Source organism: Marinitoga piezophila KA3 (assembly GCF_000255135.1).
Taxonomy (GTDB): domain Bacteria; phylum Thermotogota; class Thermotogae; order Petrotogales; family Petrotogaceae; genus Marinitoga; species Marinitoga piezophila.
This window is the reverse complement of the sequence record NC_016751.1, coordinates 2,077,493-2,092,768: the sequence shown is the minus strand read 5'-3', so window position 1 is coordinate 2,092,768 and position 15,276 is coordinate 2,077,493. Positions and strand designations below refer to the sequence as shown.

Below are 15,276 nucleotides of genomic sequence, written 5' to 3'. Positions count from 1 at the left end.
TCTCCTTTCGTCATATCAGATTAATTTATTTTATTTCATTTACTTAATGATGTTTATTATAGGAAAAAGACTAATGCAAAAAGCATTAGTCTATATATTCTGAAGCGTATTTTTTACTTTTAATAATGCCAATAATATCAATCTCGTAGATTACAAAATATAATATAAAACTCAACGCTATTCCATAAATTATATCTATAATTGAATGCTGTTTAATCATAACCGTTGAAGCAATTATTAAAGACATTATTATAAAAGAAACGCTTCTCATTATCTTATTATCTTTAAATTCATTGCTTTTTATTATACTAAAATGCACTGCCAATGAATCCAGAACATGGATGCTTGGAGCTGTATTAGTTGGTGTATCATTTAGATAAATATTCTTTATTAAATTTGAAAAAAAATCATTTGATTGAATTACAGGTCTTAAATTTTGACCATTGGGATATATCATATAGATAAAATAACATGCTGTCATTCCCACAAACATAAAAGAAATCAATCTATAATAATCTTCTTTTGATTTAAAACCAAAATAAATTATTGCCATAAGTATATAGATATACCAGAATAAATAAGGAACTACCATTTCTTTAACAAAAGGAATATAATAATCTATTTTAGAGGATATTACATACTTTGGAACAGCATTTATTGTTTCTGTATATTTATACAAATGATAAATAACTATATAATATAATAAAAATAAGAAATGACCATATTTTCTTAGTTTATCTAGCAATGTGGTAATCCCTCCCATAACAGAAATTATAAAAATTTATTCATATATAAAAAAACTGCAATTTTTATTATACAACATTTTCTTTTCATTTCGTAATAATGTTTGTGAAAATTTATTTTTCACATATATTTAAACAAGCTTCTCAATAGAAATTCCATTAATAACAACAAATTTCATCTTATCTTCTGAAAAATTTTAAAAGATAATGATATACTATAATTGAAGAGATTTTAAAAATAGGGAGTTGATAATATGAATTTTATAGAATATATTTTCATTTTACCAGAAAATCAGGAGGAAGATGTAGAAACTTTCCTTGCAATTAATGAATTTCAAAATTACTATATAGACAAACCAACAAAAGGTCAGGAAGCTATAAAACTATATATAAATCCCAATTATCCAGAACAAGAAGTTTTAAACTTTTTTGAAGATAGATTTGAGCTCATTTCCAAAAAAGAAATTTCAGAGCAGGAATGGCTTAAACCCTGGGTTGAATCCTTAAAACCATTTGAATTTTTGGAAAATATCTGGATTTTACCTGATCCGGAAAAATCTGAAGGTGTTCCCAAAAATGCAAAAATAATAAAAATTATTCCCGGAACAGCTTTTGGAACCGGATTGCATCCTACAACAAAGCTAGCTGCAAAAAATTTACTAAAGGTTATAGGTGAAGGTGCAGAAGTATTGGATGTTGGCACAGGAACTGGAATATTGTCTATCATCGCATATTTATTTAACGCAAAAAACATTGTAGCAATTGATTACGATATTCTTGCTGTAGAAAAAGCTATAGAAACATTTAATTTAAACGGAATAGAAAATATAACAGTTAAGCAATCTGATTTACTTTCAAATATAGACAATTCCGAAAAATTCGATATTATAATTGCCAATATAGTTGTTCCAATTTTATTGAGATTATTAGATGACGAAAAGCTCGACAATATTTTAAATGACAATGGTTATTTAATTCTTTCTGGAATTAATGCAGAACGCGAGAATGAAATTCTTTCAAAAATAACAGAACACGAATATAATATAATTTCAAGAGAGGAAGATGCTGGATGGATATCAATTCTCCTACAGAAAAGGATTTAAATATAATAGAAAAACAGATAAACAGGAAACCTCATAAGGTTATTGACATACCTAAACGCTGTTCTTATGGTTATCCTATAGTTATAAAAAGTTATCCTGTTAAGGATAATGAACCATTTCCAACATTATACTGGCTTACATGTCCTCATTTAATTAAAGCTGTAGGAAAACTTGAATCGCTTGGTAAAATCAAAAAATGGGAAGAAGAATTAAAAAATAACGAAGAATTATTAAATTCTTATCTTAATGCCCATAAAGAAGAACAGGAAGAAAGACTCAAAATCCTGGATAATAGCACAGAAGAATGGATTAAAAATGCTTTAAAAAAGGTAGGAATAGGTGGCATTAGAAATTTTGAAACGATAAAATGTTTACATCTGCATCTTGCATCGTATTTAGGAGGAACACCAAATCCAATTGGCGAAAGGGTGTGGCGTGAAATTGAAAAAGAGGCGGAATGTCCGAACTGCATCTGTTGTTTATTATAGGGATTTTAGAACACATTTTGTAATCTTCATATTGATTTTATTTGGAATATTATCTATAGTTAGAAATATTCTATTAAATGACTATACAGCTGCTATGAATATTGGCATGAAATTCTTTGCCTTATTAGTAGCAAGATTTGGTTTGTATATAACTTCACCTATGACAGATTTTTCCATTTATACCTTTAGTATATTAAATCTATTTAATATCAACACATTATATCTTGGAGATATATCCTTTTTTATGGCTTTTGCATTTACACTTCATGACATGCTAAGGGCAAGAAGATATATATTCACAGATTCATTGACTGGACTTCTTAATAGGCGTTATTTTGTTGAAATTGTTCCAAAGGTTGTTAAATTAAAGGAATATATTGGAAAAGACTTTGGAATTATTGTTATTGACGTCAATAATTTTAAACCTGTAAACGATAAGTTTGGCCATAAAACAGGAGATTATGTCCTGAAAAAAATTGGTGAAATAATCGCTTCTTCTGTGAGAAAAAGCGATTTACCAATTAGATACGGCGGTGATGAATTTTTAATAATAGTATCTTCAGATAAAGAAGAAGTTCTTGATGAAATTATTGAAAGAATCAACAAAAAAATAAAAGATACTTTAAAAGCTTCCTTTAATGTATCAGTTGCCGCTGGAAAATACATAAAAACCAAAGACGATAATATTACTTTAGAAGAGATGTTTGAAACTGCTGATAAAAATATGTATATAGACAAAAGAAGGAGCAAAAGAGAAGATGCTCGATAGAAAGGTTTTGAAAGATATACCAAATGAACCTGGAGTATACATATTCAAAAACAAGGATTCAAAACCTATTTATATCGGAAAAGCAAAAAAATTAAAAAACAGGGTTTCATCATATTTCAATCCTTCAAATCAGGAAAAAAATGAAAAGATAAAATTAATTGTTGAAGAAGCCGAATTTCTTGATTATATTGTAGTTAGAAATGAAGATGAAGCCTTGATTTTAGAATCAAATTTAATATTCAACCATAAACCTAAATATAATATCTTATTAAAGGATACACGTGTTTATCCTTATATTGCTATTACAAAAGAGGATTTTCCCCTTATAAAACTGGTTCGTACCAAAAAAGGGGAAAATGCTTTTTTTTATGGACCATATTCAAATGTATCAATGGTCAGGGGGATAATTGAAATAATTCAATGGGTATATAAGGTAAGAACCTGCGAAAGAAATTTAAACAAAAAGTCCAAACCATGCTTTTTATATCATCTTGGAAAATGTTTTGCACCATGTTATGTTGACGTAGATAAAAAAGAGTATAATAAAGCCGTTAGGAAAGTTAAGAAATTCTTAAACGGAGACGTAAAATCAATAAGAAAATATATTGAAGATTCAATGAAACAATATGCCAAAATACTCAATTTTGAAAGAGCTGCCCAATTGCGAGATTTATTATTTAAACTCGATAAGCTTTTCATGCCTATAGGCGTTGAAATAGCCCATAACAAAGATGTTGATATAATAGCCATTGATAATGAATACCCTATTGCCGTTTTAATAATAATAAGGCATGGATATGTGATATCAAAACTGACCTTTACAATAGAAGGAAACATTAACGATTTTCTTCATCAGTATTATATCGTAAGAAAAAATATATTACCCGAAGAAATATGGATTAAAGACCTCAACATAGAAAAAATAGATGAGGACATAAAACATTTCTTTATTTCCAATGGAATTAAAGAACTTTCCAATCTTTCCGAAAAAAGCTCTGAATTACTTGAAATAATTAATAGAAACTTAGAGGAAGAAGTAAAAAAACAAACGGATTTAGGCAATACGTTAAAACAGGCAAAGGAAATTTTATCCCTTAAAAAAATCCCATATAGAATGGAAGGCATTGATATTTCACATTTACAGGGATTATATACCGTTGCGTCATTAATTACATTTGAAAACGGAAAGCCTAAAAAAGATGATTATAGAAGATACAGATTAGACGAATTCAAAGAACCAAACGATTTTGAGTCAATAAGAACAGTAATTAAAAGAAGATACACAAAACATCCTTTACCTGACTTATTATTTATAGACGGCGGAAAAGGCCAGGTAAATTCCGCAGTTGAAGCTTTAAAAGAAATTGGTTATACACTTGATGACGTTGATGTCGTTGGTATTGCAAAAGAAGATGAAAGAATAGTCTTTCCAGGAGACATTGAAGATTTACATTTGCCCTTAGACCATCCTGTACTAAGAATGCTTATATTCATGAGAGATGAAACACATAGATTTGCCATAACCTTTAATAGAAAACTCAGGGCAAAAAGATTTGAACGTTCAAAATTAGACGATATTCCAGGTATTGGTCCAAAAAGAAAGAAGGCTTTAATAAACCACTTTGGAAGTATTGAAAATATTTCCAAAGCTTCCTGGCAGGAAATAAACAAGGTTATAAACAATGAAAAGGTCGCAAAAAAAATAAAGGAATTCTTCGATTGAGGTTGGGGGGATATAATGAAAAAATATTCTATTTTAGGATTCTTAATTATTTATCTTGTCTGGCACATGGCTGCATATTATTTGCATAATGAATTACTCGTTCCATATCCTCATAATGTCTTTTTAAGATTATTATCTTTTTTCAAAACAAAAGATTTTTATATTGACTTATTCAGTACAATTTCAAAAATTATCCTTGGATTTATAATCTCAACAATAATAGGCATTCCATTTGGAATATTATCTGGTTTAAGTGAAAAATTCTTTAAAATCTTTCGACCAACGTTAATGATTATCCAAAGCTCTCCTGTTGTTTCATATATTGCCATAGCCATGTTATGGTTTGGAATAGGATTTTACACACCTGTTTTCGTTTCATTTATGGTAGTCTTCCCTATTGTAGTTTTAAACATATCAGAAGGCATAAAATCTACAGACAAAAAATTGCTCGAAATGGCAAAAGTTTTTGAAATTCCAGACAAAAAAATACTTACAAAAATCTACATTCCATCTCTCGTTCCTTTTCTAAAATCCACGTTAAACCTTATTTCGGGAAATCTCTGGAAAGCTGTTGTTATTGGTGAATTTTTAGCTGGTGAAAGAGGCATAGGTGTTGGTCTTTCTTTCAGTAAAATAGCCCTCGATACAGAAGGTGTCTTTGCCTATTCTGTATTACTCGCTATTTTAGGATTATCTTCAGAAAAACTACTTAAAAATCTCTCTCATCTTAAACGTAAAGATAGAGGGAAAATACCTCATATTAAGAATTCTATTAACATAAAAAAAGAAAGAAATTTACAAAATATTATCATAGAAGATTTGAACAAACAGTTTGATGGCAACGTCATATTGCAAGGATTCAACATTACTTTCTATCATAACAAAATAAACATAATGCTTGGTGAATCAGGAATTGGAAAAACAACTATTTTGAATCTCATAGCGGAACTTTTAAAACCCGATAAAGGAGTTATTATAAAAAAAGGAAAAATTGGATATATATTTCAGGACGATCGTCTAATTCCATGGCTTACAGTATATGAAAACCTTGAGTTGGTAAATGAAAAAATCGACACAGAAGAGCTGGAAAAACTGCTGGAATTTCTAAATCTATCAAAAGATGTATTGTTAATGTATCCCGATGAATTATCTGGAGGGATGAAAAAACGAATAAACATATTACGCGCTATAGTATATGAACCGGATATTATATTAATGGACGAGGCATTTTCTTCACTTGATATTTCAACAAAATACAAAGTAATGAATGAATTATTAAATATACAAAAAGAAAGATTATATACCATAGTAATGGTTACCCATGATCCATTTGAGGTTTCTGTTTTAGGTGAAATTGTATATATCTTAAAAGAAAAACCCATAAAAATACACAAAAAATTCGAATTCAGAGAAAGTTATAAAAGAAATTCCGAAGAAAATCATCACATTCTTTATGAAATCAACAAAATTTTGTTAGCGTAACTTAATCTGATTCTAAGTTTTTTTTAAGGAAACTGCGCAAAAATAATTATGGTAATGATTGCAACAGGAGGTGGTAGTGATGAAGAAATTAGTAATGGCATTGATGATGGTAGTTCTAACAGTATCAACTTTTGCATTTGTTAATCCAGATTATGTTTCACCAGTAGTAAAAGTTGTTAATGAGGCTGCACCTGCAGTGGTTAATATTGAGGCAGTTGGGCATAAAAAGGCTTCAATAGACCCTTTCTTTGAAGATTTTTATAAAAGATTCTTTGGAGAAACACCATGGACACAGGATAGGGAATTTAAAGCTTTGGGAACAGGTTTTATCTTTGACAAAAGAGGATATATATTAACAAATTTTCATGTTGTAGAAGATGCTGACGAAATCACAATTACAACACTTGAAGGGAAAAAATACAAAGCAAAATATGTTGGTGGAGACAAAGACCTTGATATCGCGGTATTACAGGTAAAAACAAATGATAAGCTTCCTGTAATTGAATTAGGTGATTCAGATAATATTCAAATTGGCGAATGGGCAATAGCAATTGGTAATCCTTTAGGATTTAAACATACAGTAACCTTAGGCGTTGTAAGTGCTGTTCATAGAAAATTGCCTAAACCAGATGGACAGGGCGCATATGCTGATTTAATCCAGACAGACGCAGCAATAAATCCTGGAAATAGTGGCGGACCATTATTAAATATTCACGCACAGGTAATTGGTATTAATACAGCTATAGTTAATCCACAGGAAGGACAAAACCTTGGTTTTGCAATCCCAATTAATTTTGCAAAAAGATTCGCTGAAGCTTTAATTAACAATGGTAAAGTTTCAAAAGCATATTTAGGCGTATATGTTCAGGACGTAACAGAATCACTTGCCAAAACATTTGGATTAAATACAACAAAAGGTGCTTTTGTTAGCGATGTTGTAAAGGACTCACCTGCTGAAAAGGCTGGTATAAAACCAGGAGATGTTATCTTAAAAATCGACAACAAAGAAATTGACAGTGCTGATGAATTGGTATATATTGTAAAAACATATCCAGCTGGAGAACATATCAAAGTTGTTGTAAACAGAAAAGGTAGAGAAATTGAATATGAGGTAATACTTGCTGAAAGAGAAGAATTTGCAAAGACAACAGATAAATACTATCTCGGTATAAAAGTAAGAGACTTAACACCAGAAGATATAAATGAATTAAACCTTCCAAAAGAAATGTACGGTGTAATGGTTGAAGATGTAGCAGACAACTCAGAAGCTCAATATATCAATATCAAAAAAGGCGATATTATCATGGAACTTTATATAAACGGAAAAGGTATAAAATTAAAATCAGTAAAAGACTTCCAGAAATATGCAGCAAAAATCAAAAAAGGCGATTATATTGGGTTCATCTTATATAGAGATGGATATAGAAGATCAATATACTTCAAATATATGGGCAAATAATAAAAGGGGCGTTCTGCCCCTTCTTATTTTAAAGAATCCAATTCTTTTTTAGCATCTATTTTTGCCTGTTTTCCCTGTTCAATCCAATCAGGATGTAATGGCATTTCAATAACCTTTTCAAACATTTCTCTTGCCCTGTCATATTTCTTCCATACCTTATACAATACACCTAATTCATAATAGGCATTTACATATCCTGGTTCTATTTCAGCAGCCTTCTTCAAATAATATTCCGACTTTTTATAATTATTCATTGGCCATGGAACATCTCTATATCTCATTCCCATTGCAATATATGCTGTATATAGAGATGGATCAAGTTCAATAGCTTTTGAAATATGTTTATCAAAATCCCCAAGCATAAATAAACTTTGAACTATCCCTTTAAACTGTGCCAACCTTCCAATAGCTGCTCCTAAAACATAATGCGCATAACCATTATCAGGATCAATTTCTACTGCCTTTTTACCAACTTCAACAGCCTGAGAATAAATTTTTTCCTTTTCTTCCTCTTTCACACCCCAATTAGCATATTCTGTTAAAGCATTACAGTAAACTGCTAAAACAGATGCATCAGATGTTTCTTTGCTTAATTCATCAATTAATATTTTTATCTTCTCTACATCATGCAAACTATTTGCATTTTTAAAATCAGTATAATATTCTGTAAAACTTTTACCAAAAAGGCTTGAAAAAAGAAAAAGTAGTAGTAAAATAAAAGTAGCTCTCTTCATAGTCCCCCTCCTTTTCAAAATATTTTATTAATACAATTATATCATAAATTTTAAGTTTTGATGACAGGACTTGATTTTTTAACGAAAATGGTATAAAATTAATATTGAAATAAAAACAAAATAAAAATCAAAAAAGGAAGTGGTTTTATGAGTGAACAGGAAAAAATTGAATATATCAGTGAAGTGTTAAGAAGCCACAAAATATCCCCTTCATTACAGAGAATTCAGGTTTATAAATTCTTAATGGAAAATCATATACACCCCAATGTTGACACTATTTACAAAGAACTTGTTGTGAAAATCCCAACATTATCAAAAACAACCGTTTATAACACATTAAAACTTTTCCAGAGCAAAGGGATTGTCTCTGCTATCACAATTGATGAAAATGAAGTTAGATATGATATTAACACACATCTTCATGGTCATTTTAAATGTATTAAATGTGGTAAAATTTTTGATTTTGATATCCACGAAATTAAAATTGACTCCAATTTGGAAAAAGAAAACAAAATCCTTGATCAACAATTGTACATTAAAGGCATTTGTAAAGAATGTCTTGCAAAAGAAGAAAATACAGATGAATAATATTATTAAGGCTCCCATTGGAGCCTTATTTTATTTAAGAAATTTATATTTCATTTTAATTACTATTATCTTAGTGTTGACAAACAGGAAAAATTATGTTATACTTACAAAAAATTCTGAAGGAGGATATTAACATGATGAATTTAATAAATACATTAAATATAAATTCAATAATATTAAGACATCACTCAAGGTGTGGCCTGAGGCTAACACCTTGAGTTGTCGTATTGACTCAAGGAATCCAAAGGGCCACACTTTAAAAAGTGTGGCCCTTTTTTATTATCAAAAATTCTAAATTTTTATATATGGGAGGGAGAGATTATGAAAAAGGTATTTGTTATGATGGTTGTTGTAATTTTAAGTATGGTGATATTCGGAGGAAAAATTGAGGAAATTCAAAAACGCGGTGTGTTACTAATTGGTCAGGATCCTGCTTATGCTCCATTTTACGGTGTAAACACAAAAGGCGAAAGAATTGGTTATGAAGTTGAACTGGCAAAAATGATGGCTGATGTTTTAGGTGTAAAAGTAAAATTTGTAATTACTAATTGGGACGGTATTATTCCTGCATTGTTAGCAGATAAATTTGATTTCATTTTAGCTGGAATGACAATAACACCTGAAAGGGCTTTAAAGGTTAATTTCACAACTTCTTATTATGAAACAGGTCAGATTATATTCTACAATAGCGATAAATATCCCAATGGTTTAACTGAAAACGATCTTAAGAAAATGGGAAACAAAGCAAAAATAGCTGTCCAGCTCGGTACAACAGGGGAATTTGCAGCAAGAAAGTTTTTCCCGGAAGCTAAAATTCTTACATTTGAAACTGTTGATGCTGCAGCATATCAAATAATCACCAAAAAAGCTGATGCTATGGTCTTTGATGAATTATACTACGGCTCTATATCAAAAAAATATCCTGCTATAAAAACAACAGAAAATCTTTTAAACAAAGAAAAATTAGGAATTGCTGTAAAAAAGGAAAATATTGATCTATTATTATGGTTAAACACATTTATAGAATGCGTAAAAACAGACGGAACATTAGATCAATTAAAACAAAAATGGATGATTGAATACGATTGGGGTGAATAAACTTTGGACAGAAGATATATGAAAAAAATATTCGCATATTTTATTATAATAATGATTTTCGCACTTTTCTATTTTCAGATGTCAAAAACCTATCCTTTTAATTGGAGCAAGGTGCCTTTTAAATATATGAATCTTTATTTAGACGGATTCTATATGACTTTAAAAATTTCAGTTTTCTCAATCTTTTTTGCATTGATAATAGGTGTAGTAGTGGGAATAATGAAAACATCAAAATTTGAACTCTTAGAAGATTTTGCGAATACATATACAACCATATTTAGAAATATTCCATTACTTGTAATAATCTTAATAACCTATTATGGCGTTGGTTCAATAATTGATATAAGTGCATACGTTGGAGCAATAGTATCTCTCGCATTATTTGAAGGTGCCTATATTTCCGAAATAATCCGTGGAGGTATAGAAGCCGTTCCAAAAGGACAGATAGAAGCAGCAAAAAGTATAGGACTAAACACATTCTTCTTATACATTGACGTATTATTGCCTCAGGCATTTCGAACAACATTACCTGCATTAACAGGACAATTTATCAGTCTTGTAAAAGACAGTTCTTTAGCATCTGTAATTGCTTTACAGGAATTAACGATGGTTGGTAGGCAAATTGCCACCTCCTCGTTTGCTTCCTTTGAATCATATATCACAATAGCCGCATTTTATTTCACGGTCACAGCCTTATTACAACTACTTGGAAAATATTTTGAAAGGAGGTTCGCAATTCCATGATAATAAAAATTAAAAAACTTGTCAAAAGCTTTGGAGATTTAGAAGTATTAAAAGGAGTGGATTTAACGGTATTAAAAGGTGAAGTTCTTGTAGTTATGGGACCTTCTGGCTCTGGAAAATCAACATTATTAAGATGTATTGCCGGTCTTGAACCATATCAAGATGGAATAATAACCCTGGAGGAAAAAAATATATTAAATTACGATAGAAAAAAACTTGTTCAAAAAATAGGTTTTGTATTTCAGCAACACAACCTATTTCCTCATTTAAAAATTATAGACAATATCTCATTGGGATTAATAAGAACAAAAAAAATGACAAAAAAAGACGCTTATGATATAGCTTTGAAAGTGTTGGAAGAAGTTCATTTAAAAGATAAAGCATATAATTTTCCTTCACAATTATCTGGCGGACAACAACAACGTGCAGGAATAGCAAGGGCTTTAGCAATGGATCCGGAAATTATATTATTTGATGAACCCACATCAGCACTTGACCCAAGTCTGGTATATGAAGTAAAAGAAACAATGGTAGAATTGGCAAAAATGGGAAAAACCATGATAGTTGTAACCCACGAAGTAGATTTTGCAAAAAAAGCAGGAAACAGAATTATATTTATGAAAGACGGAAAAATCCTTGAAAATATGGATCCTGAAACTTTTTTTAAAACAGAAATGAAATATGAAATTGCATGATACATAATCAATATCCCCTATATAAAGCAATTATGATATAATATAGATAAGTTATAATGTTCTTATTTTTGGAGGGGATTAAAATGAAGAAGAAAATACCATACGGAGAACAGAATTTTGAAAGATTAAGAAAAGATAATTATTATTATATAGACAGGACACAATATATAGAAAAATTAGAAAACTTAGATGAAAAATATATAGTATTTTTAAGACCAAGAAAGTTTGGAAAAACATTATTTTTAGATACACTTGGAAAATATTATGATATCAATTATAAAAATAAATTTGAAGAATTATTTGGAGATTTATATATTGGCAAAAATCCAACACCATTAAAAAATGAATATTATATTTTAAAAATGAACTTTTCTGGAGTTCAGACAGAAAATAAAGATATATTAGTAGAAAGCTTTAAAAATAAAGTTATAAGAGCGCTTAAAAATTTCAAAAATGATTATAATTTAAAAATAAAAATAGAAAAAGAGTTAACAGAACCGGCAGATATAATAGGTTCATTTTTAGATGATGTAAAGGAAGAAATAAACAAACCAATATACTTATTAATAGATGAATACGACCATTTTGCAAATGAGTTATTGAGTTTTAATCTCGATTTATTCAGAGATAGCGTAACAAAGCATGGATTTGTAAGGAAGTTCTACGAAGAAATAAAAAAAGGAACGCAAACAATAATAGAAAGAATATTTATGACAGGAGTAAGTCCAATAATGCTAGATTCATTAACCAGTGGGTTTAATATAACAATGAATATTACAATAGAAAAAGATTTCAATAGAATGTTGGGATTTACAAAAGAAGAAGTAATTCAATTACTTGAATATTATGAGATATATTCAGAAAAACTTTTTAAAATAATAAAAGAATATTATGGTGGATATAAATTCAGCTGGGATGCAACTGAAACAGTATATCATCCAAACATGATATTTTATTCTATTAAGGAGTATTTATCTAAAGGAAAAATACCAGAAAAAATAATTGATGATGATACAGAAAAATATTATGAAAGAATTAAAAATCTTTTTGAATTTGCAATATATTCAGATGATGAAGAAGAAAAATCTAATATTCCATTAAAAGAATATGGATTGAGAAGAATAATAGGAGATAAGTTAAAGGAAATATGTGAAAAAGAAGAAATTTTTACAAACGAGCTTGCAACAAAAATTTATTCTGATTATATGCCGAATGCAAAAGAAATAAAATCATTGTTGTTTTATGAAGGATTCCTGACTCTTGAAAAAGAGGGAATAAAAACGTATTTAAAAATACCAAATCATTCAATGAAAAATGTATTTTTAAAATTTAGTGAAAAATATTATTGAAAATTTAATCTTTGTTGGAAAAGAGGCTAAATTTGTTGAGGAAGTGAAATAAAATTACAGTGGGTGAGTCAAATGCTTTTAGATGAAATAAAAAAAGGTGAAAATAAGAGACTTGAACTGAAAGAAAAGCTTCCTTCAAACGAAGCTATCGCCAAAACTGTTGTTGCATTTAGCAATACCAGTGGCGGAAAATTAATTATTGGAGTAAATGATAACAGAGAAATAGTAGGGATTGAAGAAGACAAAATTTTTGAATATGAAGAAAAAATTTCATCTATCATTAATGATTTATGCTATCCGACTATTTTACCAGAAATTTACGCTCAAAATATTAATGGCAAAGTAGTTCTGGTTATAGAAGTTTTTCGCGGTTCATTATTGCCATATTATCTTAAAAATAAAGGAAAATTAAAAGGAACATATATAAGAATTGGCTCAACAAACAGAATCGCAGATGAAAATATGATAGCAGAACTCCAAAGACAAAGACTTAATAAAAGTTTTGATGAAGAAATAAATTTTGAATTTGAAATCAAAGATATTGATTTAAATATCATTTATAACGAATTCAAAAAAATAAATAAAAAATGTGATTATGACAAATTAAAAAATTTAAAACTCATAAAAAATATAAACGGTAAAGATATGCCCACAAATGCACTTTTAATAACTCTTGGAAAATTTGATAATACAATGATAAAATGTGCGAGATTTAAAGGGATCACAAAAGAAATATTTATAGATAAAAAAGAATTCGATGGAAATTTATTTTATAATCTGGAAAACACCATTAAATTTTTACAGAACCATCTTAATTTAAATGCAGAAGTTGAAGGATTACAATTAAAGGAAGAGCTTGAAATTCCACTTTTGGCTCTTAGAGAAGTGCTAATAAACGCAATAATTCATAGAGATTATTTAAGAAACAGTGATATTAAAGTAGCTATTTATGATGATATTGTGGAAATTGTTTCACCTGGAGGATTTCCAAATGGATTAACTTTAGAAGAAGTAATGAATGGAAGAAGTGAAATAAGAAATAAAGTTTTGGCTAATCTTTTTAGAGAATTAAATTATGTAGAAACCTGGGGAAGTGGAATTGGAAAGGTTAAAAAAATTTGCGAAGAAAAAAACATCAAATTTGAAATAAATGAAACAGGGAATTTTGTGAGTATTGTTTTTTACAGACCAAAAATAAATACCGTTGAAAAACCAGCGAATAACCAGCGAAAAACCGACGGAAAACCGACAGAAAACCGACGGAAAACCGGCGGAAAACCGACGGATTTAACAATTCAAGAAGAAATAATTTATGATTTTGTAATTAAAAACAAAAAAATTAATGTAAAAAATGCTGAAAATATATTAAATATAAAATCAACAAGAGCAAAGGAAATTCTTAAGAATTTAACTAAAAAAGGTATTTTAGAAAAAATCGGCAAAACAAAAGGTAGTTATTATATCTTAAAAAATCAACATTAAAAAATAAAATCCTCCTCTTCCTGGATAATAGAAACAACTCAGGAAGAGGAGGATTGTTTTTTAGTTTATACCAAAGAAATATTCAAGAATTAGGCTATATACCTTTTCTGCAGCATCTTCTCCAATTTTTCCTAAAATCTTTTTTCCACCCAATTTCAAAAGATCTTCCAGATATTCTTTTGGTTCCTTCTTTTCTAAAACCTTTTCTGCTTTAAACTTTGAATATATTTCCTTAAATTCAGAGTTTATATTCATCAAAGCTTTTTCAAAATCTTTTATTTTTATTTCTTCACCTTTAGAAAAGATTACTGTTAAATGATATAAGTCGATAACCATTAAGTCCCTATTAAATGAATAATCAGCATATATTCCATTTTCATAGAACAATTGTTCAAGTTGCTCCTTCAATAATTTATTATCTACAACAATTGTTATTTTTCCGCTTTCCAGAACCCTTTTCACATTATGTTTTGAATTTTTCAAACTATCAATCAATATTTCTTTTAATTCTTTTCTTCCGCTTTCTTCACCTGAATACCACATATTATATGACTTTTTTAAAAGGTTTTGCGCCGTGTTTTTATCTACTTTTAAATGCCTGGAAATCTCGCTTGCAAGAGCTCTTCCATCTCTTAAATATGCTCTTAAAACTTTTTCTTTATCTTCACTTTCAACTTTTCTTTTTACTATTTCATCTATTAGTATGAGATTTATTGTATTTTTTACAACACCGCTATAACCATATTGATTATATACTGCAAAAACCCTTTCTCCTATGTTTTTATAAAATTCACTATCCCGAGATCGATTGTTCATTCA

Annotated in this window: 15 protein-coding genes; 12 read left to right on the top strand and 3 right to left on the bottom strand. The window is 29.0% G+C overall.

What is annotated here, in order from left to right; all coding sequences use genetic code 11:
* Positions 1 to 85 precede the first annotated feature (85 nt).
* Positions 86 to 745, bottom strand: a complete 660-nt coding sequence (locus MARPI_RS09855) for a phosphatase PAP2 family protein (RefSeq protein ID WP_014297444.1) — start codon at positions 743 to 745, stop codon at positions 86 to 88.
* A 252-nt stretch (positions 746 to 997) separates the two neighbouring features.
* Between MARPI_RS09855 and MARPI_RS10865 the strand changes: the two genes are divergently transcribed.
* The 6 genes from MARPI_RS10865 to MARPI_RS09825 all read left to right on the top strand — a co-directional run bounded on the left by MARPI_RS10865 (position 998) and on the right by MARPI_RS09825 (position 7,767).
* Positions 998 to 1,846, top strand: coding sequence for a 50S ribosomal protein L11 methyltransferase (locus tag MARPI_RS10865; RefSeq protein ID WP_014297443.1), 849 nt, complete (start codon positions 998 to 1,000; stop codon positions 1,844 to 1,846).
* On the top strand, positions 1,813 to 2,334 hold the full coding sequence (locus MARPI_RS09845; RefSeq protein ID WP_014297442.1) for a DUF501 domain-containing protein: 522 nt from the start codon (positions 1,813 to 1,815) through the stop codon (positions 2,332 to 2,334). The genes MARPI_RS10865 and MARPI_RS09845 overlap by 34 nt, the downstream gene beginning before the upstream one ends.
* Positions 2,288 to 3,103, top strand: coding sequence for a GGDEF domain-containing protein (locus MARPI_RS09840; protein ID WP_148265173.1), 816 nt, complete (start codon positions 2,288 to 2,290; stop codon positions 3,101 to 3,103). Before MARPI_RS09845 ends, MARPI_RS09840 begins: the two co-directional genes overlap by 47 nt.
* Positions 3,093 to 4,826, top strand: a complete 1,734-nt coding sequence (gene uvrC, locus MARPI_RS09835; RefSeq protein ID WP_014297440.1) for an excinuclease ABC subunit UvrC — start codon at positions 3,093 to 3,095, stop codon at positions 4,824 to 4,826. Before MARPI_RS09840 ends, uvrC begins: the two co-directional genes overlap by 11 nt.
* A gap of 15 nt (positions 4,827 to 4,841) precedes the next feature.
* Positions 4,842 to 6,308 (top strand): ATP-binding cassette domain-containing protein, encoded by a 1,467-nt coding sequence (locus MARPI_RS10860; RefSeq protein ID WP_014297439.1) that lies wholly within the window; start codon positions 4,842 to 4,844, stop codon positions 6,306 to 6,308.
* Between the two features lie 79 nt (positions 6,309 to 6,387).
* The gene (locus tag MARPI_RS09825; protein WP_014297438.1) at positions 6,388 to 7,767 is read left to right on the top strand and encodes a Do family serine endopeptidase; all 1,380 of its coding nucleotides are present in this window, start codon (positions 6,388 to 6,390) and stop codon (positions 7,765 to 7,767) included.
* Between the two features lie 23 nt (positions 7,768 to 7,790).
* On the opposite strand, the gene MARPI_RS09820 is transcribed toward MARPI_RS09825, so the two are convergent.
* A complete protein-coding gene (locus MARPI_RS09820) occupies positions 7,791 to 8,501 on the bottom strand; it encodes a tetratricopeptide repeat protein (protein WP_014297437.1) in 711 nt (236 codons plus the stop codon).
* Positions 8,502 to 8,648: 147 nt separating this feature from the next.
* On the opposite strand from MARPI_RS09820, the gene MARPI_RS09815 reads away from it, so the two are divergent.
* The 6 genes from MARPI_RS09815 (at position 8,649) to MARPI_RS09790 (ending at position 14,457) form a co-directional block, all read left to right on the top strand.
* Positions 8,649 to 9,089 (top strand): Fur family transcriptional regulator, encoded by a 441-nt coding sequence (locus MARPI_RS09815; RefSeq protein WP_014297436.1) that lies wholly within the window; start codon positions 8,649 to 8,651, stop codon positions 9,087 to 9,089.
* 321 nt (positions 9,090 to 9,410) lie between these two features.
* Positions 9,411 to 10,187, top strand: a complete 777-nt coding sequence (locus tag MARPI_RS09810; RefSeq protein WP_014297435.1) for a transporter substrate-binding domain-containing protein — start codon at positions 9,411 to 9,413, stop codon at positions 10,185 to 10,187.
* Positions 10,188 to 10,190: 3 nt separating this feature from the next.
* Positions 10,191 to 10,931 carry an amino acid ABC transporter permease gene (locus MARPI_RS09805; protein ID WP_198029613.1) on the top strand — a complete coding sequence of 247 codons (741 nt, stop codon included), beginning with the start codon at positions 10,191 to 10,193 and terminating at the stop codon, positions 10,929 to 10,931.
* Entirely contained in the window at positions 10,928 to 11,626 is a 699-nt protein-coding gene (locus MARPI_RS09800; RefSeq protein WP_014297433.1) for an amino acid ABC transporter ATP-binding protein, read from the top strand. The genes MARPI_RS09805 and MARPI_RS09800 overlap by 4 nt, the downstream gene beginning before the upstream one ends.
* A gap of 83 nt (positions 11,627 to 11,709) precedes the next feature.
* Positions 11,710 to 12,975, top strand: coding sequence for an AAA family ATPase (locus MARPI_RS09795; protein ID WP_014297432.1), 1,266 nt, complete (start codon positions 11,710 to 11,712; stop codon positions 12,973 to 12,975).
* 72 nt (positions 12,976 to 13,047) lie between these two features.
* Positions 13,048 to 14,457: an RNA-binding domain-containing protein gene (locus MARPI_RS09790; protein ID WP_014297431.1), complete on the top strand. Its 1,410-nt coding sequence runs from the start codon at positions 13,048 to 13,050 to the stop codon at positions 14,455 to 14,457.
* Between the two features lie 60 nt (positions 14,458 to 14,517).
* Here MARPI_RS09790 and MARPI_RS09785 read toward each other — a convergent pair whose 3' ends face one another.
* Positions 14,518 to 15,273, bottom strand: coding sequence for a hypothetical protein (locus MARPI_RS09785; RefSeq protein WP_014297430.1), 756 nt, complete (start codon positions 15,271 to 15,273; stop codon positions 14,518 to 14,520).
* Positions 15,274 to 15,276: the final 3 nt, after the last annotated feature.

Coding starts and splice junctions, on each gene's coding strand:
- MARPI_RS10865 (WP_014297443.1), top strand. CDS start 998: ATGAATTTTATAGAATATATTTTCATTTTACCAGAAAATCAGGAGGAA.
- MARPI_RS09845 (WP_014297442.1), top strand. CDS start 1,813: ATGGATATCAATTCTCCTACAGAAAAGGATTTAAATATAATAGAAAAA.
- uvrC (WP_014297440.1), top strand. CDS start 3,093: ATGCTCGATAGAAAGGTTTTGAAAGATATACCAAATGAACCTGGAGTA.
- MARPI_RS10860 (WP_014297439.1), top strand. CDS start 4,842: ATGAAAAAATATTCTATTTTAGGATTCTTAATTATTTATCTTGTCTGG.
- MARPI_RS09825 (WP_014297438.1), top strand. CDS start 6,388: ATGAAGAAATTAGTAATGGCATTGATGATGGTAGTTCTAACAGTATCA.
- MARPI_RS09820 (WP_014297437.1), bottom strand. CDS start 8,501: ATGAAGAGAGCTACTTTTATTTTACTACTACTTTTTCTTTTTTCAAGC.
- MARPI_RS09815 (WP_014297436.1), top strand. CDS start 8,649: ATGAGTGAACAGGAAAAAATTGAATATATCAGTGAAGTGTTAAGAAGC.
- MARPI_RS09810 (WP_014297435.1), top strand. CDS start 9,411: ATGAAAAAGGTATTTGTTATGATGGTTGTTGTAATTTTAAGTATGGTG.
- MARPI_RS09800 (WP_014297433.1), top strand. CDS start 10,928: ATGATAATAAAAATTAAAAAACTTGTCAAAAGCTTTGGAGATTTAGAA.
- MARPI_RS09795 (WP_014297432.1), top strand. CDS start 11,710: ATGAAGAAGAAAATACCATACGGAGAACAGAATTTTGAAAGATTAAGA.
- MARPI_RS09790 (WP_014297431.1), top strand. CDS start 13,048: ATGCTTTTAGATGAAATAAAAAAAGGTGAAAATAAGAGACTTGAACTG.
- MARPI_RS09785 (WP_014297430.1), bottom strand. CDS start 15,273: ATGAACAATCGATCTCGGGATAGTGAATTTTATAAAAACATAGGAGAA.